Origin of the sequence: Bradyrhizobium sp. CSA207 (genome assembly GCF_029051685.1) — a bacterium.
Lineage (GTDB): Bacteria > Pseudomonadota > Alphaproteobacteria > Rhizobiales > Xanthobacteraceae > Bradyrhizobium.
On the sequence record NZ_JAACFT010000006.1, the window covers coordinates 29033 to 48061 of the forward strand.

Genomic DNA, 19029 nt, shown 5'->3' on the forward strand with positions numbered 1-19029 from the left:
ACGCACGCGCCTCATGCTTCAGTCCGCGTCGACCGCATCGCACCCGGACAACAACTGAAGCCGGTCGGCGTCCTTGGCGGCGGAGTTAATCACGGCATCGAGCAGGCCCGGGAAGCGCGCTTCCAGATCCTCGCGGCGCAGCCGCATGAACCGGTTGGTCCCCGCCACACGCGTCTGCATCAGTCCGCATTCGCGCAGCTTGGCGAAGTGGTAAGCGAGGTTCGACTTGCCGCTGAGCGCGTAGAAGTCGCCGCAGCAGAGTTCGCTGCTGACATGTTCCTGCCGGGCGAGCTGGTAGACGATCGCCAATCGGATCGGATCGCTCAGGCAATCCAGAACCATCGGCAACTCGATCTGCTCGCGGGCGGGATGAAGGGGCGTGCGGCTCATGGCCGGAATCATAGCGAAGTGACCGCATTGTTCAATAGTTCTTGAACCAATTGACACCGAAACGCTGACGATCAATAGTTCAATAAACGTTGAACATAAGGGCTTTTCAAATGAGCGTATTCTGGCTGGCCTTGGCGGCGTTCGCGATCGGCACGGAAAGCTTTGTCATTGCAGGACTTTTGCCGACGATCGCCACTGACTTGGGAATTTCGGTCCCGGCCGCCGGCCAATTGGTCACCGCTTACGCCCTCACCTATGCCGTCGGCTCGCCCATCCTCGCGGTGACCATGAACAACATCGACCGCCGCACCGTGCTGGCGCTGGCGCTATCGACCTTCATTGCCGGAAACCTGTTCGCAGTCGTAGCCTCCGGCTACGCGCTGTTGCTCGCCTCGCGGATGCTGATGGCGCTGGGGGCGGGGCTGTGCATGCCGACGGCGCTCGCCGTGTCGGTGGCCGTCGCCTCGCCCGAGCGGCGCGGCCGCGCCGTCGCACTGGTCACGTCGGGCCTTACGGTCGCGACCGTCGTCGGCGTCCCCCTCGGCAATCTGGTTGGCAGCCTGCTCGGCTGGCGCGCAACCTTTGCCATGGTTGCGGTCCTCGGTGCTGTCGCGCTGGCCGGCCTCTTGCTCGGCCTGCCCCGCGGCCTGCCGCGAAACACGGCCACTCTGGCTGAACGGCTGGCCGTGGCGCGTCACAGTAACGTGCTGGCCGCTCTCGTCATTACGATTCTGTGGGCGCTCGGCGGCTTCACCGTGTTCACCTATTTCGCGGTCCCACTGCGCGGCCTGGGATTCGATGCATCGCAGATCAGCCTTGCGCTGCTCGTGTTCGGCGGCGCGGCCGCAATCGGCAACATGCTCGGCGGCATTTTGGCTGACCGGCTCGGCACGCTCATGACCGCGGCGCTCGGGCTCACCGGCATGGCGAGCGCGCTGATCCTGCATTCGCTGGTCCTGAAGCTGATGCCGGGGCAGGCGCATTATGCCGTGCTGGGTGTGATCTTCCTCTGGGGCATTTCCGGCTGGGCGTTCTATCCAGCCCAGATTGCCAGCATCATCCGGATCGAGCCGCAGGCCTCGATGATCGCGCTCTCGCTCAACGCCTCCGCCATGTATCTCGGCTTCGCCATCGGCGGGGCCCTGGGCGGCGCGGTGCTCGCGGGGTGGAGCCCGGCCGACCTCGGCTGGGTCGGCGGATCGAGCGTTTCGGCAGCCCTTATTGTGCATCTCGCCCGCGGCTGGCAGGGGCGGCCGAAACCCGTCAAAATTGCCGGTTGATGGGCATTTTTCGGGGTTTCGCCGCCCCGGAATCTGGTCTAAGACCCACCCGCGCGCGAGGAAGACCAACGCGCTCTCGGCCACAGGGGACGCGCAGCAAGCGCGCCCTTTTTTTGTGCCCAAATCCGACTTCGGCGAGAGTTGATGCCCAAACGTACAGACATCACCACCATCCTGATCATCGGCGCCGGTCCCATCGTGATCGGCCAGGCCTGCGAGTTCGACTATTCGGGCACGCAGGCGGTGAAGACGCTGAAGGAAGAGGGCTATCGCATCGTCCTCGTCAATTCCAACCCGGCCACCATCATGACCGACCCGGAATTGGCCGATGCGACCTATATCGAGCCGATCACACCCGAGATCGTCGCCAAGATCATCGAGAAGGAACGTCACGTCATTCCCGGCGGCTTCGCGCTGCTGCCGACCATGGGCGGACAGACCGCGCTGAACTGCGCGCTGTCGCTGCGCCGGCAAGGCACGCTCGAAAAATTCGACGTCGAGATGATCGGCGCCACGGCGGATGCGATCGACAAGGCCGAGGACCGCCAGCTGTTCCGCGAGGCCATGACCAAGATCGGCCTTGAGACGCCGAAGTCGCGGCTCGCCAACGCCTCCGCCCTGAAGAAATCCTATCGCGACAAATACCACGCCGAGCGCGAGAAGCTGTCCGGCGCAGCTCTCGAAGAACTCGAGCGACAATGGATCCTCGGCGAAAGCGACCGCCGCAAGCGCTACCAGGAATATGCGCTCGGCCAGGCGCTGATGGCGCTGTCCGAGATCGGCCTGCCGGCGATCATCCGCCCCTCCTTCACGATGGGCGGCACCGGCGGGGGCATTGCCTATAACAAGGAAGAATTCCTCGACATCATCGAGCGCGGCCTGGATGCATCTCCCACCAACGAAGTGCTGATCGAAGAATCCGTGCTCGGCTGGAAAGAGTTCGAGATGGAGGTGGTGCGCGACAAGAAGGACAATTGCATTATCGTCTGCTCGATCGAGAACCTCGATCCGATGGGCGTTCACACCGGCGATTCCATCACGGTGGCGCCGGCGCTGACGCTGACCGACAAGGAATACCAGATCATGCGCGACGCCTCGCTGGCGGTGCTGCGCGAGATCGGCGTGGAGACCGGCGGCTCCAACGTGCAGTTCGGCCTCAATCCGGACGACGGCCGCATGGTCGTCATCGAGATGAACCCCCGCGTGTCGCGCTCGTCCGCCTTGGCCTCCAAGGCCACCGGCTTTCCGATCGCAAAGGTCGCGGCCAAGCTCGCGGTCGGTTACACCCTGGACGAAATCGCCAACGACATCACCGGCGGCGCCACCCCGGCCTCGTTCGAGCCGACCATCGACTACGTCGTCACCAAGGTGCCGCGCTTCGCGTTCGAGAAATTCCCCGGCGCGTCGACCACGCTGACGACGTCGATGAAGTCGGTCGGCGAAGTGATGGCGATCGGCCGCACCTTCCAGGAGAGCCTTCAGAAGGCGTTGCGCGGGCTCGAGACCGGCCTCACCGGCCTCGACGAGATCGAGATCGAGGGTCTTGGCCGCGACGACGACAAGAACGCGATCCGCGCCGCGCTCGGCACGCCGACACCGAACCGGCTGCTCCAGGTCGCCCAGGCCATGCGACTCGGCTGGTCGAACGAGGAAATCTTCAACTCCTGCAAGATCGATCCGTGGTTCCTCAGCGAGATGCGCGGCATCGTCGAGATGGAAGAGAAGGTCCGCAAGAACGGCCTGCCGGGCAATGCCTTCGCCATGCGCTCGCTCAAGACGATGGGCTTCTCGGACGCGCGGCTGGCCGTGCTCGCGCAGACCACCGAGGCCAAGGTAACCGCGAAGCGCCACGCGCTCGGCGTCCGTCCCGTGTACAAGCGCATCGACACCTGCGCAGCCGAGTTCGCCTCGCCCACCGCCTACATGTATTCGACCTATGAGGCACCGTTCGCGGGCGCGCCGGCGGACGAGAGCATGCCGTCGGACAAGAAGAAGGTCATCATCCTCGGCGGCGGGCCGAACCGCATCGGCCAGGGCATCGAGTTCGACTATTGCTGCTGCCATGCCTGCTTCGCGCTGCACGACGCCGGCTACGAATCCATCATGGTCAACTGCAACCCGGAAACGGTGTCGACCGACTACGACACCGCCGACCGGCTCTATTTCGAGCCGCTCACCGCCGAAGACGTGCTGGAGATCATCGCAAAGGAACGCAGCAACGGCACGCTGCACGGCGTCATCGTGCAGTTCGGCGGCCAGACTCCGCTGAAGCTCGCGCACGCGCTGGAAGCCGCCGAAGTGCCGATTCTCGGCACCTCGCCGGACGCCATCGACCTTGCCGAAGATCGCGACCGCTTCAAGCGCGTGCTCGACAAGCTGCGTCTCAAGCAGCCGAAGAACGGCATCGCCTATTCGGTCGAGCAGGCCCGCCTAGTCGCGGCCGATCTCGGCCTGCCGCTGGTGGTGCGGCCCTCCTACGTGCTCGGCGGCCGCGCGATGCAGATCATCCGCGAGGAGAACCAGCTCAGCGACTACCTGCTCGGCACGCTGCCGGAGCTGGTGCCCGCCGACGTCAAGGCGCGCTACCCGAACGACAAGACCGGACAGATCAACACCGTGCTTGGCAAGAATCCGCTGCTGTTCGACCGCTATCTGTCCGACGCCACCGAGATCGACGTCGATTGTCTGTGCGATGGCAAGGACACCTTCATTGTCGGCATCATGGAGCACATCGAGGAAGCGGGCATCCATTCCGGCGATTCCGCCTGCTCGCTGCCGCCGCACTCCCTCAATGCCAGGATGATCGGGGAGTTGGAGCGGCAAACGCGTGAGCTGGCGCTCGGTCTTGACGTCGTCGGCCTGATGAACGTGCAGTACGCGATCAAGGACGACGATATCTACGTGCTCGAAGTCAACCCGCGCGCCTCGCGCACCGTACCGTTCGTCGCCAAGGTGGTCGGCACGCCGGTCGCAAAAATCGCCGCCCGAATCATGGCCGGCGAAAAGCTCGCCGACTTCAAGCTGAAGAAGGCGGACTTCAAGCATGTCGGCGTGAAGGAATCGGTGTTTCCGTTCGCGCGATTCCCGGGCGTCGACACGGTGCTCGGCCCGGAGATGCGCTCGACCGGCGAGGTCATGGGCATCGATAGCTCTTTCGCGGTAGCGTTTGCCAAGAGCCAGCTCGGCGGCGGTACGCGAGTGCCGCGCAAGGGGACGGTGTTTGTCTCGGTGCGTGAGAGCGACAAGACACGCATCGCCGAGGCCGTTCGCGAACTGCATTCGCTCGGCTTCAAGGTGCTGGCGACATCGGGCACGCAGCGCTTCCTCACCGATCAGGGCATTCCGACCGAGAAGGTGAACAAGGTGCTGGAGGGGCGACCGCACATCGTCGACGCCATCACCAACGGCGATATCCAGCTCGTCTTCAACACCACCGAAGGCCCGCAGGCGCTCGCCGACAGCCGCTCGCTGCGGCGCGCGGCCCTCTTGCATAAAGTGCCGTATTACACCACTCTTTCCGGGGCCGTGGCGGCCGCGCAGGGCATCCGGGCCTATCTGGGTGGGGACCTTGAGGTTCGTACCCTGCAGAGCTATTTTTCGGAAACCTGATCACTGGCGGGGCAAAGCCTCCGCTAAATGATTGGCACTGAAGCCACAATGGCCGGAGGAACCGTCCGGTCATGTGGCAGTTCTGTTCCGTCGCCAAGCCCCTATCTGTCAACGTCCGACGGCCCTGTCTTGGGCCCCGGAATACCGACGAATCAAGGTTGCGGGCGCCCATCCGGGTTTTGCGGCGCACGATCGAAGGACGAGAGAGAAGATGGAAAAGGTTCCGATGACAGCGGGCGGGTTTGCCGCGCTCGGGGAAGAATTGAAGAAGCGGCAGTCGGAGGACCGTCCGCGCATCATCGAGCATATCGCGGAGGCGCGCTCGCACGGCGACCTGTCTGAAAACGCGGAATATCACGCCGCGAAGGAAGAGCAGTCCCACAATGAAGGCCGCATCGCCGAGCTCGAGGACAAGCTCGCGCGCGCCGACATCATCGACATCTCGAAGTTGTCCGGCGACACCATCAAGTTCGGCGCCACCGTGACGCTGGTCGACGAGGACACCGAAAAGAAGGCGGTGTGGCAGATTGTCGGCGAGGTCGAGGCCGACGCCAAGAAGGGCCGCATCTCCATCACCTCGCCGCTCGCGCGCGCGCTGATCGGCAAGAAGAAAGGTTCAACCGTCGAGGTCAACGCACCCGGCGGCGCCAAGGCGTATGAAATCACCAAGGTGGAGTGGCGGTAAGGATTTGCCGTTGCACGCGCCGACGTTTGAAAAAGCCGCGCTAAGCGCGGCTTTTTTTGTTTCTCCGCGTTGCTTGACGCCAGAGATGAATTCGCGCTCTCTCCACGAAATCCAGACTCCCCCCGCGGAAAGACTCTGGCTCGCAATGACGGAGGAGACGCTATCTCCGTCCCTTCACGTCGAGCGGCACGGCGGCCTCGTATTTCGAATTGTGCAGGACCAGCGAGGTCCGCACGTTGCGGACATGGGGGGCCGCGGTCAGGTGCGTGACGAAATCCTGGAAAGTGGCCATGTCGGGCGCGACGCATTTCAGGATGAAGTCGACCTCGCCGGACAGCATCCAGCACTCCCGCACCAAGGGCTCGGCGCGGACGAAGTCCTCGAAGGCGCGCAAATCCGCCTCGGCCTGGCTGGAGAGATGCACGGCGGCGAACACCGTGACGTCGAATCCGAGTTTCCGCGCATCCAGCAGGCCACGGTAGCCATGGATGTAGCCTTCTTCCTCCAGCGCGCGGACGCGGCGCAGGCAGGGCGGCGGCGAAATTCCGACGCGCTTGGCCAGCTCGACATTGGTGATTCGTCCGTCGGCCTGGATCTCGGCGAGAATTTTGAGGTCGATCTCGTCTAGGTTCCGCGACACGTGAATGGAACTCCTGGCCTTTATGGCGGTATCGGGTGGGTTTGTCGCAACCTCATAGCCCAGTCTCGGCGGAATGAGCAATTTTATTGCGCGTGCAGCGCAATCGACTTTTGTTCCCTGTTGGAAAAATCCGCCGATTGGGAATGCAATTCTTGCATGGCTCACCAGAAGGCTTAGATTAGCTCTGATATTTCAGCGTCTCCGCGAGGCCTCCCGGCACGTTCCGCTCCGCGCTGCAATCCCCCGTGAAAGGCGTCCGTCACCATGTCCGCCCCTGTCCATGCAAAGGTCGTCATCATCGGCTCTGGTCCTGCCGGGTACACAGCGGCGATCTATGCCGCGCGTGCGATGCTCGAGCCGATCTTGATCCAGGGCATCCAGCCGGGCGGCCAGCTCACCATCACCACCGACGTCGAGAATTATCCGGGTTTCGCCGACGTGATCCAGGGCCCCTGGCTGATGGAGCAGATGGAGAAGCAGGCGCTGCATGTGGGAACCCAGATCAAGACCGACCTGGTGACCAGGCTGGACACTTCCCGGCGGCCGTTTCGCCTCATCTGCGATTCCGGCGACGTCTATCTCGCCGAGACCGTCGTCCTCGCCACCGGCGCTCAGGCGCGCTGGCTGGGGATCTCTTCCGAGGAGACCTTCAAGGGTTTTGGCGTCTCGGCCTGCGCCACCTGCGACGGCTTCTTCTATCGCGGCAAGGACGTGATCGTGGTCGGCGGCGGCAACACCGCAGTCGAGGAGGCGCTATTCCTGACCAATTTCGCCTCGCAGGTGACGGTGGTCCACCGCCGCGACCATTTTCGCGCCGAGCGCATCCTTCAGGACCGCCTGTTCAAGCACCCCAAGATCAAGGTGGTCTGGGACAGCGCCATCGACGAGATCTGCGGCGAGACCAATCCTGGCAAGGTCACCCACGTCCGCCTCAAGAACGTCAAGAGCGGCGCGCTCACCGAGCTGAAGGCCGACGGTGTCTTCATCGCCATCGGGCATGCGCCGGCGACCGAACTCGTGAAGGACCAGGTCAAGCTCAAACCGTCGGGCTATGTCGAAGTCGCCCCGAACTCGACCGCCACCTCGGTGCCCGGCCTGTTCGCCGCCGGCGACGTCGCCGACGAGACTTATCGCCAGGCCGTCACGGCCGCAGGCCTCGGCTGCATGGCAGCGCTCGAAGCCGAACGATTCTTGGCCCTGCGCGCCAGCGAGCGCGCGGCAGCGGAATAACGATCATGGCTAGAACACGCGACGGATTTACGGATATGGACTGGGACAAGCTGAAGGTGTTTCACGCGGCGGCGGAAGCGGGCAGCTTCACGCATGCGGGCGAACAGCTCGGCCTGTCGCAATCGGCGGTGTCACGCCAGGTCTCGGCGCTGGAGCAAGAGCTCTCGGTCTCGCTGTTCCACCGCCACGCCCGCGGCCTGATCCTCACCGAGCAGGGCGACCTCCTGTTCCGCACCGCGCATGACGTGTTCATGCAGCTTCAGGCGGCGCGCGCGAAACTGACCGACAGCCGCGAGCGGCCGAGCGGCGATCTCAAGATCACGACCACGCCCGGCGTCGGCATCAACTGGCTGATCCCGCGGCTCGGCGAATTCACCGCGCTCTATCCGGAGATCCGGATCTCGCTGATCGTCACCGACGAAGAGCTCGACCTGTCGATGCGCGAGGCCGACGTCGCGATCCGAACCCGCAAGCCGACGCAGCCGGATCTGATCCAGCGCAAGCTGTTCGCGATGGGCTTCCACGCCTATTGCTCGCCGGACTACATCAAGCGCTTCGGCACGCCGCGGACGCTGGAGGAGCTCGACTCCCACCGCATCATCACGCTCTCCGACGGCAATTTCGCGCCGCATCTGCAGAACCGCAACTGGCTGGTCGAAGCCGGCCGCAACGGCAGCGGTCCGCGCGAGGCCTATTTCAGGGTGAACAACATCCTCGGCCTCGTGCGCGCCTGTCAGCAGGGCCTCGGCATTGCCGCGCTGCCGGACTACCTGATCGAAGAGCAGAGCCGCCTGGTGCAGTTGTTCGGCGAGTCCGACTCGATCCAGCTCGACACGTATTTCGTCTATCCCGAGGAGTTGAAGACGGTCGCGCGCGTGCAGGTGTTCCGCGACTTCGTGGTGAGCAAGGCGCAGCGCTGGCCGTCCTGATTTCCGCATGTCAGACATGCGACCTCGACGGTTGCTGCATGGCATTAGGCAAGATCATACTGTGTGCACGCTGAGCCTTCGCGTTGCGCATTTGTCCCCCTCCTCCAGTGGCGCGGGAGTTCAGTAATCCCTCTTGGAAGGTGATTGTGTCGGCCTCACGTGGCCAATACCTTAAGCCGGGCTCGTTCGAGCCCGGCCTTTTTTTGGAATATTTTTACTCTCGCTTTCCACGTGTATTGACAGTTCCACGTATACCCCGCATCATTTGCGAATGATCACGAAGTCGTGCGCAATCTCGTTCGAGGCAGTCGTCTCGAAAAAAGGCCCCCATTCGGGGACCTCGGATATTTGCGCGCGCTAGGCTGACTTCGTCATCGTCGCAATCTTCGAAAACCCCGCCGCCTGGACGGGGTTTTTTCATGTGCCTCCGTCTCAGGTCCTGTCCGAGAAGGAGATGGAACATGACCGACCTACCAAGTCATTTGCACGGGCTCTGGCTGCCGCTGGTGACGCCGTTTCGTGACGGTCGTCTCGATGAGACGTCGCTGCGGCGGCTGACGCGGCATTACAGCGGACAAGCCGTTGACGGCTTCATCCTGGGGGCGACCTCCGGTGAAGGCATGACGCTGCGGGACGCCGAGCTCGATCGCCTCGTCGCCGTCGTGCGCGACGAGATGGCGGCCGGTCGCCGCTCGGTGCCGATCTGCCTCGGACTCTCCGGCGCCGACACGTCGCGACTGAAGGACCGCCTCGATGAGACCGCGGACTGGCCGATCGACGGCTATTTGATCGCCAGTCCCCATTATGTGCGACCGTCGCAACGCGGACTGCTGGCGCATTTCGAGGCGCTCGCCGATCACGCCGCCTGGCCGCTTGCGCTCTACAACATTCCGTATCGCACCTCAGTCAACATCACCAACCAGACTCTGCTGCGGCTCGCCGAGCATCCAAACATCGTCGGGCTGAAGGATTGCGGCGCGAGCCGCGAGCAATCCATCGCGCTGCTGCGCGACCGGCCGCAGGGCTTTCGCGTGCTCACCGGCGAGGACGCAAATTATCACGAAGCGCTCTGCGATGGCGCCGACGGCGGCATCGTGCTGTCAGCACATGTCGAGACCGCGACCTTCGCCGCCGTCTATGCCGAGCTCAAGCGCGGCAATCACGACGCGGCGCTGGCGCGCTGGCAGGAGGTCGCGGAGCTGACGCGCCTGCTGTTCGCCGAACCCAGCCCCGCACCTGCAAAGTACTGGCTGTGGCGAAGCGGCCTCATCGACAGCCCCGAGGTGCGCCTGCCGATGGTGGAGATCAGCAGCGAGCTCGCCGCCACGCTCGATCGCGAGATCGAACGGCGGATGAGAGTTGCGGCCTAGACAATGTCCTCGTCATCTCGCCCAGCTTGCGACTCCTCGAACGAGGCAGCCGGCGTTCGCGCCCGCAGTCTTCAGGCCAGCAGCCTTCAGGCCAGCAGTCTTGGGCTCCGCTGGTGGACCCGCGCGCTCGGGGCCGCATGGCAGCGCCTGTCACGCACGTACCGGTACAAACGGGTCGAGACATATCCGGCCTTCGACTGGCTGCGCCGCGATATCGGGTTGACCGAAGACGTGATGGGGTGGGAGCTGGACCGGATCGACGAGATCAAACGCAGGCACAGCGGGTGGTTTTAGCTGAGGCGCAATCTCGCCGCGTGCACGCTGCCGTCCCCTTCTCCCCTTGTGGGAGAAGGTGGCGCGAAGCGCCGGATGAGGGGTATCTGTCCGCGAACTCGATAGTGAGAGAGTCACCCCGCGGCAGACCCCTCACCCGTCTCGCCGCTACGCGGCGAGCCACCCTCCCCTACAAGGGGGGAGGGAAAGCCGGCGTGGTTAACCGTGCGCGAACGGCCTTCGCAGGCGCCGCATGGTGCATCCACGTCTCGTTTACGCGAGGGTGCCTATCGTTTCCTCCAATGTCCTTTAGAGGGGAAAATCATGGGACATCGTATCCGGCCGACGGCCGCGGAAAATTTCGCGCCTGCCGATCTCTTGCAGGGAATCCTGGTGGTGTCGTCGTTTGGGTTCTGGGCCGTGATGCTCGGCCTGATGCCGGTACTGGTGTTTCGCGTCTGGCTGGCCTGACACGGCTCGCCCACGGATGGTTAATCCGTGGTAGCACCTGTGTTCGAATACGCGCGATACTGCGATCCGGAATTTTAAAACATCGCGCCTATCGTTGACGCCCATAAGCGAAGAAATCGCGGGGGCGTTTATGAATAGTCAGAATGATATGGCGTCGCATTACGACGCCGGACAGCAGAACTTCAGCACCGAAGACGTTCTCTGGGCCGTCGGCATCTGGTCGGTGATCCTGACGCTGTCGCCGGTCATCGTCTTCTACATGCTGATGGTGGCTTAAGGTTTGAGCACGATCTCTTCGGAAAACCGCTGCACACTTTTCCGGATCGTGCTCCACATTCAGTTCCAGAAAACGCAAAACGCGCGGACATCCGCGCGTTTTTCGTCCCAGGGAAATGAATGATGAAATTATGCCGCCTGCTTGTGCATTGCGCCGGATGCCGACGCCGTGCCGCGAATAGCCTTAACTGAACGCTCGATCGCCGCCCACAGCCTCGCGATTTCATGAGCCGCACGGCTCTCGGCCTGATATTCCCGCGCGCCTTCGCCATGGCTCAGCGCCATCAGAAGATCGGAACGGTTGGTGATCTGGCCGCCCCACACGGGAGCGCGGAACTTTGCCAGCGCTTCGCGGGCGATCGTGACGATCGGGCTTTCGGACTCGTCGCGGCGGGCCGGCGCGCCGTTGAGCACGACCGCATAGGGCTTGCGCGCCGCGCGGCACATCTGAATGGTTTCCTGCACCGCGTTGACGTCGAACACGCCGGGACGCGCCGGGATCACCACCATCGTGGCGTTCCTGATCGCATCGTCGACGACGGCCGACAGGTTCGGCGGCGTGTCGATCAACACCCATTCATATCCGTCGCGCTTGGCGGCGGAGACGATGCCGCTGACCGAGTTCACCGCCGACTTGATCGGCGGCTCGTTGGTGCCACGCAGCTTGTGCCACAGCGTGAGCGATCCTTGCGGATCTGCATCGACGAGCAGGATAGGCTTAGTCGCCTTGATCTGCGCGGCGAGATGTGCGGCCAGGGTACTCTTGCCCGAGCCGCCTTTACGCGATGCAAAAACAATAACGTTCATACCTTGGCCTCCAGATTGACCCTAGATTGCGAAAATGAATCACCACGCTGATTCGCGAAAGAAAAATTTACCGGGAGTTGCGCCCAAGCCACGAAATAACAAGACGTGTTGGCTTTTGAGTCACACTGCTTGGCGCGACGATAGACACAAATTGTCACGCAGCGCCTTTCGCACCCGGCAATCGTGCGTTTCTTGAGCAGCGCTGCGGGAAAAACGGAATGCAACCGTGCCGAGCAAGTCGTATCGCGGCTCTTCTTTCAATCGACGGCGATCGCAATTGGCACAAGCATGCGCGCGAGCCGGCGAACAAAAGGAGCCCGGTAGCTGTCGCGGGGCTGATGCCTCGGTGGTTTTGACTCAACCGGCTGCGAAACCACGCACCGCAAACGTGAATGCCCGGGAGGTCGCGCTTTGCCCGGGCATGACGCAGTTTCGCGACAGGAACGTGCCAGGAAGCGCTCAGCCCTCGATGGGCTTTTTCTTCTTGGTCGCCTTCGGCGGTTTGGTGCTCTTCCTGGCGGTTTTAGGCGCAATGTTGGTTGGCTTGCCGGCGCGGACCTCGCCTGGCTCCGGTCCCTGCCGAAAGAACGGCCGGCACTGCGGCGAGAGCTGCGCCTTCTTCTGGATCATGCAGGCGGTAATGGCATCGACGTTCGGAACGAACTCGCCGCACAGCCGCATCGCGTCGGGCGTGCAGGCCTGCTGCTCCTCCTGCGTGTAGGCAAAGCCAGCGCGAGGCTGGAGTAGGACGGCAAACGCAATCCCGAAGATCGCAGCAGCCAAGAACTTCTCAAAGCGGAACGCCGGCATCGATCCCCCCAAATGTCGAGTCAGGGCGGAAGTGTGGGTGAACGGTGGTTGGTTGGCAACCGAGCGGGGAAGCGAAACCCGGGACCTGTGCGGTCTCGGCAACAGGCCGGTCAGGCCCGGCACCAACCAGACCAGAGGCATCACAAAGGCCGGGCTGAGGGGTTATGCCGTCTTCTCAGCAATCGCCACGCCTTGTGCACAAGGCGCGCACTGCGGCGGGTGCCCCCCGGTTTCAGGAGAAACCGGACGGGCATCTATTGGTAAAGTTCACAAAGCGCGCTCAATTGTGCATTGCGAAAACGTGAATTGCGTTTTGACCAGAATCCGGTATTTTGTTCGTACACTAATGAATTGAGCGACCCGCGGCGCCTTACGGTGCATGGGGTTGTTTTTCGTTTTTTGCAAAGCCAGTTTCAGGACGCCCCAAAATGACAGAGCACAGCCTCTGGCGTTTCTCGCGCGCGTTGCACCGCGCGATCAACGACCGGCATTTCGAGGATATCGAGACCCTGATCGACGAGGACGTCGACTGGGCGCTTTACGGCCCGATCGACATGTTCCCGTTCCTCGGCGCGCGCCAGGGCAAGGCGGCAGTGCTCGACGTGATCCGCCAGCTCGCCGACAATTTCCAGGTCCGCCGTTTCGACCGCGAAAGCATCATGCTCGGGATGGATTCGGCCGCCTCGATGCTGCGCTATTCGCTGACCGCACTGGATTCCGACAAGCCGATCTCGCTGCGGGTGGCGCAGTTCGCCCAGTTTAGGGCGGGCAGGCTCATCAACATGCGGGTGCTGATCGACACCTTTGATCTGGTCGAGCAGGCACTTGGCCGCGCCATTCATCTGCCGAAGGTGACCAGCGTCGGCTGAGGGAGACACCAACGGGCCCCGGTTTCGGGACCGATGGCTGATGCTCCCTGCGACGCGTCCTGGCCTCCAGCCCCGCCGGATGCCGTCGTGGAGAAGCTCGTCATCGGGCGCGCGCCTTTCGCGCGGCCCGTTGGTTCGTTTTTTGAGTGGTCGTTTTTTGAAATGAGGCCAGCGCCACAATTTCGCAACGATAGTTCCGCATCCTCCGCGCGAACTGGGCTCGCGGGCAGGACGATGGAATTCTCGACAGGTTTGGGCTGGACCAGGCTGCCAATGCTGGTGGCCGCGTTCATATTCGCCTCCGTGCCGACGGCATGGGCGCAGATCATCCCGCCAGCCGCGGCAGCGCCTGACGAGGAGGCCGAGGCCGCGGAGGCCCCCGACGTCAACGACCCCGACGTGCTCAAAGGCATCGACGTCGACAAGCTCGATTGGAGCCAGCTCGCGATCGACGCCGGCACGCTCAACGACATCACCGCCGCCAAGAAGCGCGCGCAGGCCGCCGCCAAGGACGGCCTCAACTGGTCGTCGAACGCCAACGCGAACGGCTCCTCGGCGGTGACGGTGAAACAGTCGGTATCGTCGTTCTGGGACGCCCGGATCGGTGCCGACATGACGGTGACCAGCGAGCCGCGGACGATGTCCGAGCTTTTGGCGCAGAAGGCCACCAATGGCGGCAACCTGCCGCAATCCTCCGGCAGCGCCTGGGCAGCCGCGACCGCGCCGGGCGCGGCCTCGATCTGGGACAAGACCGCGGTGGAAGCCCGCGTCGATCCCGGCGCCGAGCAGAGCAAGATCGGCGCCTCGCTGACTAAATCGGTGCCGCTGTCGAGCGACACCTCGCTGACGCTCCAGAACGGCTACAGCGTCAACCAGCAGGGCACCACCGCTCTCCCCGGCGTCGGCGGGCACATCATCCGCAACTACGCGACGGACCAGTCTGCCAAGGTCACCCTCACCGACACCGGCACCAGCATCATCGCCGGCCAGACGCTGTCGACCACCGACGACAAATGGCTGCGCAAGTTCGGCGCCGAGCAAAAACTGTTCGACAACGTCACCGTCTCCGGCTCCGTCGGCGAGACCTCACAGGGCGCGATCAACAAGAGCCTCACGGCCGGCTTCAAGAAGAGCTGGTGAGTTCTTTGCCTCTTCGCCTCCGCTCTCCCCTCATCCTGTGAGGAGCGCGGAACGCGCGTCTCGAAGGATCAAGGGGCCTGACCGCGAGAGCCGGCCCTGCATGGTTCGAGACGCGCGCGAAGGGCGCGCTCCTCACCGTGAGGGGATGGATTCGTCGCGCGGCGGCATTCAGACATTTGTAACCAAACGCCACGGCAAAGCCCCCGAATGGTCCGCCCTTGCCGCATCTCGGCCTATTTGCCGTCAAAATCGGACGTCCTGATGCAGAAGCCTTACAGACGTCGTCGTGCGGGGGACACTCGCGCTGCGCTCAACGCGATCAGGGGAACAACGATGAACGCCATTCGTCCGGAAAAGATCGAATCAACTGAGACCGAAACCGTCGACAACAATCTTGCCGCGGTGACCGAGGTCGAAGCCGGCATCCGCGATTTCGTCCGCAACGACATCGCCTATCTGCGCCGCCCGGCGGCGGGCAGCGCCGAGCCGGCGCTCGACCCGAGCGCGGAAGCCACCGTCACCAACGTCAACTCGCTGATCCAGCGCGTCGCCGGCACCTCGCTTGCCGAGATCGAGAACCTGATCTCCGAGCTCGAGAGCCTGCGCGACCTGCTCCATGCCGAAGGCCAGCGCGTCCAGCGTGAGATCTCCGGCTACGCCCAGCTCAGCCAGGCCGCGATGAAGTCGACCCGCATGATCTCCGACAACGTCGCCCAGTGGAAGCGCGCCGCCGACGGCCTGCGCAACAGCTGATCGCAAATACAGGCATCACCGGCCGCCGCGTTCCCAAAAGGGGCGCGGCGGTTTTGATTGTAGTGCAAGTGCGCACGTGGTGTCGCACGCCGTCTTCCCAAGACAGGCGTCATCACCCGCCTTGTGCGCAATTGCGCACTGGAGCGGGTGATCCAGTATTCCAGAGACGGTGAGGCTTGAGCCGAGATGCCGCGGCGTACTGGATGCCCCGGTCAAAGCCGGGGCACGACGGCGGAGGATGTGGCCCGCTTTGAACTTTCCGCGCCCCCGCGCCGACCAATGCCCAGCGCCGGTCTATGTTGCGACCGGCCCGAGGGGACATTTCAGATGCAAAGCATTCGGCCCGACAACACGGACCCCATTCCGTTGCAGCCAGCGCCGAACCAGTTCGGCACGATCATGCTGCGCTTTGTCGGATTGTTGGCGATTGCGATCGCAGTGCTGGCGTTCGTCTACAGCCGCTGAGTGGAGACCGGACGCCGGCCTCAAGGAGTTAACGAACTCTTAACGGCTCGCGTCGACCGTCGAGGCTTCCAGGGTGTAGCCGCCATCGGCATAGCCCTTCACCACCATGCCGGCGACCAGCATCACGGCGAGCGTGGCGGTCGCGAAGATAAATCCGACCAGCTTGAGTGCGCCGCGGTCTGCCATGGTCCTCGTCCCCCTGTCCTCTGCCCAGTTCATTCAAATAGACAGCGACAGGTTCATAATTGGTTAGCAACTCGATGGTTCCGCGAACTGCTACGCAGGTAACCATCTCGCGCTGGCTTATGGCAGCCACCCGGAATCGCGTCCATAGCGCGCGGGCAACACTCGCGCGCTCATTTCGGCTGTTCATCTTGGAACGGGTCTAACTGCCCTTGCCACGCATCGGCACGAAGGCGGTGGCGGTGATGGAATAGACTTGTTCGCCGCGCTGGTTGGTGCCGGAGGTGCGGGCCGTCAAAATGCCCCAGCCGGGACGCGAACCGGAGCCGCGCTTGTCGACGACCTCGTTGACGAAGCTGACGGTGTCGCCGGCAAGCACCGGCCTCAGCCAGCGCAAATCGCGAAAGCCCGGCGACGGGCCCCACACCGCCACCTCCTCACCGCGCGCGGCAGCCTCCTTCGCCTGGCGCTGGCCGTCCGCGACCAGAAGGCTCATGCAGGCCGAGCCGACATGCCAGCCCGACGCGGCGAGCCCGCCGAACAGCGAGTCCTTGCCTTCCGCCTCGTCGAGGTGGAAGCGCTGCGGATCGAATTTTGCGGCGAATGTCTTGATGGAATTCGCGGTGAACGTGTAGGCCCCGATCTCGCGGCGATGGCCGATCTCGATATCCTCGAAGAACCCCATCAGACCGCTCCCTCGCGCCGCGCGATCAGGATCGGCGAGGTCATCTCGCACAGCGCCTCGCCTTGGGCGTTGCGCGCGGTGCATTTGAACTTGACGATGCCGAGCTCGGGCCGGCTCTTCGAGGAGCGCGCCTCCACGATGTCGACGTCGAGCGTGAGGTCGTCGCCGGGCCGCAAGGGAGCAAGCCAGCGCACCTCGTCAACGCCGGGCGAGCCGAGCGAAGCGGCGCGGGTGATGAAGCCGTCGGCCATCATCCGCATCATCAGCGCGCAGAGGTGCCAGCCCGAGCCCGACAGGCCGCGCAGCATGCTCTTGGCCGCCGCCTCCTCGTCCAGGTGCATCGGCTGCGGATCGAACTCGGCGGCAAAGGCCAGGATCTCGTCGCGGCTGACATGCCGCGGGCCGAACGTTCCAAACCGGCCGGGTGGGAAATCTTCGAAGGTCAGGGTCATCTTGGGAAAGCTTTGCGGGAGGGTCAGATTGTGGCCGCACTTTCCGGCAATCTCAACCCGCTGGCCCGCATGGCTCGTGCTACATTCGACGAGTCGGGCCAGACCTGCCTCGAATCGGTTGACGCAGCCGGAGGCGCGATTTGCCCGGGGGAAAGAGATGTTTTCATTCAGCGATCTGTTTCAATGGGACCGCTTCATCACGCCGACGATCATCAAGACCTTCTACTGGCTGGTGATCGCGGTGATCTGCCTGTTCGGACTGTCCGGCATCTTTGCAGGGTTGACGGCGATGGCGATCAGCCCGTTCGCCGGCTTCCTGATGGTGCTGGAATCGATCGCGGGCGTGGTCGTCGGCATCATATTCTCGCGTATTGCGGCGGAACTGATCCTGATCATCTTCCGCATCAACGAGCACCTCGGCGCCATCAGGGACCAGGGCAGCGGAGTGCGGTAGCTCGTCATTCCGGGGCGCGCCACCGGGTCCGCGCAAAGCGATGACAGGCTCCGCGCGAGCCCGGAATCCATTCATCCATTCGTTCCGGGGCCCGATGGATTCCGGGCTCGCCTCTTAGGCGCTCCGGAACGACAGTCTCAGCTTACGTATTGAATCGGAAATGCATCACGTCGCCATCGGCGACGACATATTCCTTGCCTTCGAGCCGCAGCTTGCCGGCATCGCGGGCGCCGGCTTCGCCGCCCAGCGCGACGTAATCGTCGTAGGCGATGGTCTCGGCGCGGATGAAGCCTTTTTCGAAATCGGTGTGGATCACGCCAGCCGCCCCCGGCGCCTTGGTGCCGCGATGGATGGTCCAGGCGCGCGTCTCCTTCGGTCCCACCGTGAAATAGGTGATGAGCTCGAGCAGCTGGTAGCCTGCGCGGATCAGGCGATCGAGGCCGGCCTCCTCCAGGCCCAGCGTCTCCAGGAAATCGGCGCGCTCTTCGCGCGAGATCGTCGCGATCTCGGATTCGATCTTGGCGGAGATGACGACGGCAATTGCGCCTTCCTTTGCCGCCTGCTCCTCGACCGCCTTGGAGAAAGCATTGCCGGTCGCAGCCGATCCTTCCTCGACGTTGCAGACATAGAGCACGGGCTTTGACGACAGCAGGCCGAGCATCGAGAAGGCGCGCTCCTCCTCGGCCTTGCGCTCGACCAGGCGCGCGGGCTTGCCTTCGCGGAGCAGCACCAGGGTGCGGTTGACGAGGTCGAGCTGCTCTTTGGCCTCCTTGTCGTTGCCCTTGGCCTTCTTGGAGAGGTTGTCGACGCGCTTCTCGAGGCTGTCGAGATCGGCAAGCATCAGCTCGGTCTCGATGGTCTCGATGTCGGCGAGCGGCGCGATCTTGCCCTCGACATGGGTGATGTCGGAGTCTTCAAAGCAGCGCACGACATGCGCGATGGCGTCGACCTCGCGGATGTTGGCGAGGAACTGGTTGCCGAGGCCTTCGCCCTTGGAGGCGCCGCGGACGAGGCCGGCGATGTCGACGAAGGTCAGCCGGGTCGGGATGATCTGCGCCGATTTGGCGGCGGCCGCGAGCTTGTCGAGCCGCGGATCGGGCACGGCGACCTCACCGACATTCGGCTCGATGGTGCAGAACGGATAGTTCGCGGCCTGCGCCGCCGCCGTCTCGGTCAGCGCATTGAACAAGGTCGACTTGCCGACATTGGGCAACCCGACAATCCCGCATTTGAATCCCATCGTATCCTCTAAGACGGT

General features: G+C 63.6%; 21 protein-coding genes. 13 read left to right on the top strand and 8 right to left on the bottom strand.

The features are described from left to right. Positions 1-18: 18 nt before the first annotated feature. Positions 19-390 (bottom strand): helix-turn-helix transcriptional regulator, encoded by a 372-nt coding sequence (locus GWG65_RS07945; protein WP_275194812.1) that lies wholly within the window; start codon positions 388-390, stop codon positions 19-21. A 110-nt stretch (positions 391-500) separates the two neighbouring features. On the opposite strand from GWG65_RS07945, the gene GWG65_RS07950 reads away from it, so the two are divergent. The 3 genes from GWG65_RS07950 to greA all read left to right on the top strand — a co-directional run bounded on the left by GWG65_RS07950 (position 501) and on the right by greA (position 5964). After that, positions 501-1670 carry an MFS transporter gene (locus tag GWG65_RS07950; RefSeq protein WP_275194813.1) on the top strand — a complete coding sequence of 390 codons (1170 nt, stop codon included), beginning with the start codon at positions 501-503 and terminating at the stop codon, positions 1668-1670. A gap of 144 nt (positions 1671-1814) precedes the next feature. Then, positions 1815-5279: a carbamoyl-phosphate synthase large subunit gene (gene carB, locus GWG65_RS07955; protein WP_275194814.1), complete on the top strand. Its 3465-nt coding sequence runs from the start codon at positions 1815-1817 to the stop codon at positions 5277-5279. A 211-nt stretch (positions 5280-5490) separates the two neighbouring features. Further along, entirely contained in the window at positions 5491-5964 is a 474-nt protein-coding gene (greA, locus tag GWG65_RS07960) for a transcription elongation factor GreA (RefSeq protein WP_027534300.1), read from the top strand. A gap of 160 nt (positions 5965-6124) precedes the next feature. Here greA and GWG65_RS07965 read toward each other — a convergent pair whose 3' ends face one another. Next, positions 6125-6604 (bottom strand): Lrp/AsnC family transcriptional regulator, encoded by a 480-nt coding sequence (locus GWG65_RS07965; RefSeq protein ID WP_061028429.1) that lies wholly within the window; start codon positions 6602-6604, stop codon positions 6125-6127. Positions 6605-6868: 264 nt separating this feature from the next. Between GWG65_RS07965 and trxB the strand changes: the two genes are divergently transcribed. The 5 genes from trxB (at position 6869) to GWG65_RS07990 (ending at position 11154) form a co-directional block, all read left to right on the top strand. Further along, the gene (gene trxB / locus GWG65_RS07970; RefSeq protein WP_275194815.1) at positions 6869-7834 is read left to right on the top strand and encodes a thioredoxin-disulfide reductase; all 966 of its coding nucleotides are present in this window, start codon (positions 6869-6871) and stop codon (positions 7832-7834) included. A gap of 5 nt (positions 7835-7839) precedes the next feature. Beyond that, complete coding sequence (locus GWG65_RS07975) at positions 7840-8763, top strand: LysR family transcriptional regulator (protein ID WP_007614700.1); 924 nt, start codon at positions 7840-7842, stop codon at positions 8761-8763. 461 nt (positions 8764-9224) lie between these two features. Beyond that, positions 9225-10133 carry a 4-hydroxy-tetrahydrodipicolinate synthase gene (locus GWG65_RS07980; protein WP_275194816.1) on the top strand — a complete coding sequence of 303 codons (909 nt, stop codon included), beginning with the start codon at positions 9225-9227 and terminating at the stop codon, positions 10131-10133. Positions 10134-10730: 597 nt separating this feature from the next. After that, the gene (locus tag GWG65_RS07985; RefSeq protein WP_275194817.1) at positions 10731-10877 is read left to right on the top strand and encodes a hypothetical protein; all 147 of its coding nucleotides are present in this window, start codon (positions 10731-10733) and stop codon (positions 10875-10877) included. Between the two features lie 130 nt (positions 10878-11007). Continuing rightward, complete coding sequence (locus GWG65_RS07990) at positions 11008-11154, top strand: hypothetical protein (RefSeq protein WP_275194818.1); 147 nt, start codon at positions 11008-11010, stop codon at positions 11152-11154. A 128-nt stretch (positions 11155-11282) separates the two neighbouring features. Here the strand turns inward: GWG65_RS07990 and GWG65_RS07995 are convergent, their stop codons facing one another. Continuing rightward, positions 11283-11960, bottom strand: coding sequence for a ParA family protein (locus GWG65_RS07995; protein ID WP_148739356.1), 678 nt, complete (start codon positions 11958-11960; stop codon positions 11283-11285). Positions 11961-12419: 459 nt separating this feature from the next. Continuing rightward, entirely contained in the window at positions 12420-12770 is a 351-nt protein-coding gene (locus GWG65_RS08000) for a hypothetical protein (RefSeq protein WP_275194819.1), read from the bottom strand. 428 nt (positions 12771-13198) lie between these two features. Between GWG65_RS08000 and GWG65_RS08005 the strand changes: the two genes are divergently transcribed. The 4 genes from GWG65_RS08005 to GWG65_RS08020 all read left to right on the top strand — a co-directional run bounded on the left by GWG65_RS08005 (position 13199) and on the right by GWG65_RS08020 (position 15997). Continuing rightward, complete coding sequence (locus GWG65_RS08005) at positions 13199-13639, top strand: nuclear transport factor 2 family protein (RefSeq protein WP_275194820.1); 441 nt, start codon at positions 13199-13201, stop codon at positions 13637-13639. A gap of 234 nt (positions 13640-13873) precedes the next feature. After that, on the top strand, positions 13874-14779 hold the full coding sequence (locus GWG65_RS08010) for a hypothetical protein (RefSeq protein ID WP_275194821.1): 906 nt from the start codon (positions 13874-13876) through the stop codon (positions 14777-14779). Between the two features lie 333 nt (positions 14780-15112). After that, positions 15113-15532 (top strand): hypothetical protein, encoded by a 420-nt coding sequence (locus GWG65_RS08015; RefSeq protein WP_148739354.1) that lies wholly within the window; start codon positions 15113-15115, stop codon positions 15530-15532. 327 nt (positions 15533-15859) lie between these two features. Then, a complete protein-coding gene (locus GWG65_RS08020) occupies positions 15860-15997 on the top strand; it encodes a hypothetical protein (RefSeq protein ID WP_187435841.1) in 138 nt (45 codons plus the stop codon). Between the two features lie 39 nt (positions 15998-16036). Here GWG65_RS08020 and GWG65_RS08025 read toward each other — a convergent pair whose 3' ends face one another. The 3 genes from GWG65_RS08025 to GWG65_RS08035 form a co-directional block, all read right to left on the bottom strand. Then, a complete protein-coding gene (locus tag GWG65_RS08025; RefSeq protein ID WP_166103493.1) occupies positions 16037-16183 on the bottom strand; it encodes a hypothetical protein in 147 nt (48 codons plus the stop codon). Between the two features lie 199 nt (positions 16184-16382). Beyond that, positions 16383-16865, bottom strand: coding sequence for a MaoC family dehydratase (locus tag GWG65_RS08030; protein ID WP_275194822.1), 483 nt, complete (start codon positions 16863-16865; stop codon positions 16383-16385). Then, positions 16865-17317 (bottom strand): MaoC family dehydratase, encoded by a 453-nt coding sequence (locus tag GWG65_RS08035; protein ID WP_275194823.1) that lies wholly within the window; start codon positions 17315-17317, stop codon positions 16865-16867. The genes GWG65_RS08030 and GWG65_RS08035 overlap by 1 nt, the downstream gene beginning before the upstream one ends. 157 nt (positions 17318-17474) lie before the next feature. Here GWG65_RS08035 and GWG65_RS08040 point away from each other — a divergent pair, with 157 nt between their 5' ends. Continuing rightward, entirely contained in the window at positions 17475-17771 is a 297-nt protein-coding gene (locus GWG65_RS08040) for a DUF4282 domain-containing protein (RefSeq protein ID WP_275194824.1), read from the top strand. Positions 17772-17913: 142 nt separating this feature from the next. Here GWG65_RS08040 and ychF read toward each other — a convergent pair whose 3' ends face one another. Next, the gene (gene ychF, locus GWG65_RS08045) at positions 17914-19011 is read right to left on the bottom strand and encodes a redox-regulated ATPase YchF (protein WP_275194825.1); all 1098 of its coding nucleotides are present in this window, start codon (positions 19009-19011) and stop codon (positions 17914-17916) included. Positions 19012-19029 lie beyond the last annotated feature (18 nt).

Coding starts and splice junctions, on each gene's coding strand:
- GWG65_RS07945 (WP_275194812.1), bottom strand. CDS start 390: ATGAGCCGCACGCCCCTTCATCCCGCCCGCGAGCAGATCGAGTTGCCG.
- greA (WP_027534300.1), top strand. CDS start 5,491: ATGGAAAAGGTTCCGATGACAGCGGGCGGGTTTGCCGCGCTCGGGGAA.
- carB (WP_275194814.1), top strand. CDS start 1,815: ATGCCCAAACGTACAGACATCACCACCATCCTGATCATCGGCGCCGGT.
- GWG65_RS08005 (WP_275194820.1), top strand. CDS start 13,199: ATGACAGAGCACAGCCTCTGGCGTTTCTCGCGCGCGTTGCACCGCGCG.
- GWG65_RS08000 (WP_275194819.1), bottom strand. CDS start 12,770: ATGCCGGCGTTCCGCTTTGAGAAGTTCTTGGCTGCTGCGATCTTCGGG.
- GWG65_RS07950 (WP_275194813.1), top strand. CDS start 501: ATGAGCGTATTCTGGCTGGCCTTGGCGGCGTTCGCGATCGGCACGGAA.
- GWG65_RS08040 (WP_275194824.1), top strand. CDS start 17,475: ATGTTTTCATTCAGCGATCTGTTTCAATGGGACCGCTTCATCACGCCG.
- GWG65_RS07995 (WP_148739356.1), bottom strand. CDS start 11,960: ATGAACGTTATTGTTTTTGCATCGCGTAAAGGCGGCTCGGGCAAGAGT.
- GWG65_RS08015 (WP_148739354.1), top strand. CDS start 15,113: ATGAACGCCATTCGTCCGGAAAAGATCGAATCAACTGAGACCGAAACC.
- GWG65_RS07975 (WP_007614700.1), top strand. CDS start 7,840: ATGGCTAGAACACGCGACGGATTTACGGATATGGACTGGGACAAGCTG.
- GWG65_RS07985 (WP_275194817.1), top strand. CDS start 10,731: ATGGGACATCGTATCCGGCCGACGGCCGCGGAAAATTTCGCGCCTGCC.
- ychF (WP_275194825.1), bottom strand. CDS start 19,011: ATGGGATTCAAATGCGGGATTGTCGGGTTGCCCAATGTCGGCAAGTCG.
- GWG65_RS08010 (WP_275194821.1), top strand. CDS start 13,874: ATGGAATTCTCGACAGGTTTGGGCTGGACCAGGCTGCCAATGCTGGTG.
- GWG65_RS07990 (WP_275194818.1), top strand. CDS start 11,008: ATGAATAGTCAGAATGATATGGCGTCGCATTACGACGCCGGACAGCAG.
- GWG65_RS08030 (WP_275194822.1), bottom strand. CDS start 16,865: ATGGGGTTCTTCGAGGATATCGAGATCGGCCATCGCCGCGAGATCGGG.
- GWG65_RS07980 (WP_275194816.1), top strand. CDS start 9,225: ATGACCGACCTACCAAGTCATTTGCACGGGCTCTGGCTGCCGCTGGTG.
- GWG65_RS08025 (WP_166103493.1), bottom strand. CDS start 16,183: ATGGCAGACCGCGGCGCACTCAAGCTGGTCGGATTTATCTTCGCGACC.
- GWG65_RS08020 (WP_187435841.1), top strand. CDS start 15,860: ATGCAAAGCATTCGGCCCGACAACACGGACCCCATTCCGTTGCAGCCA.
- trxB (WP_275194815.1), top strand. CDS start 6,869: ATGTCCGCCCCTGTCCATGCAAAGGTCGTCATCATCGGCTCTGGTCCT.
- GWG65_RS08035 (WP_275194823.1), bottom strand. CDS start 17,317: ATGACCCTGACCTTCGAAGATTTCCCACCCGGCCGGTTTGGAACGTTC.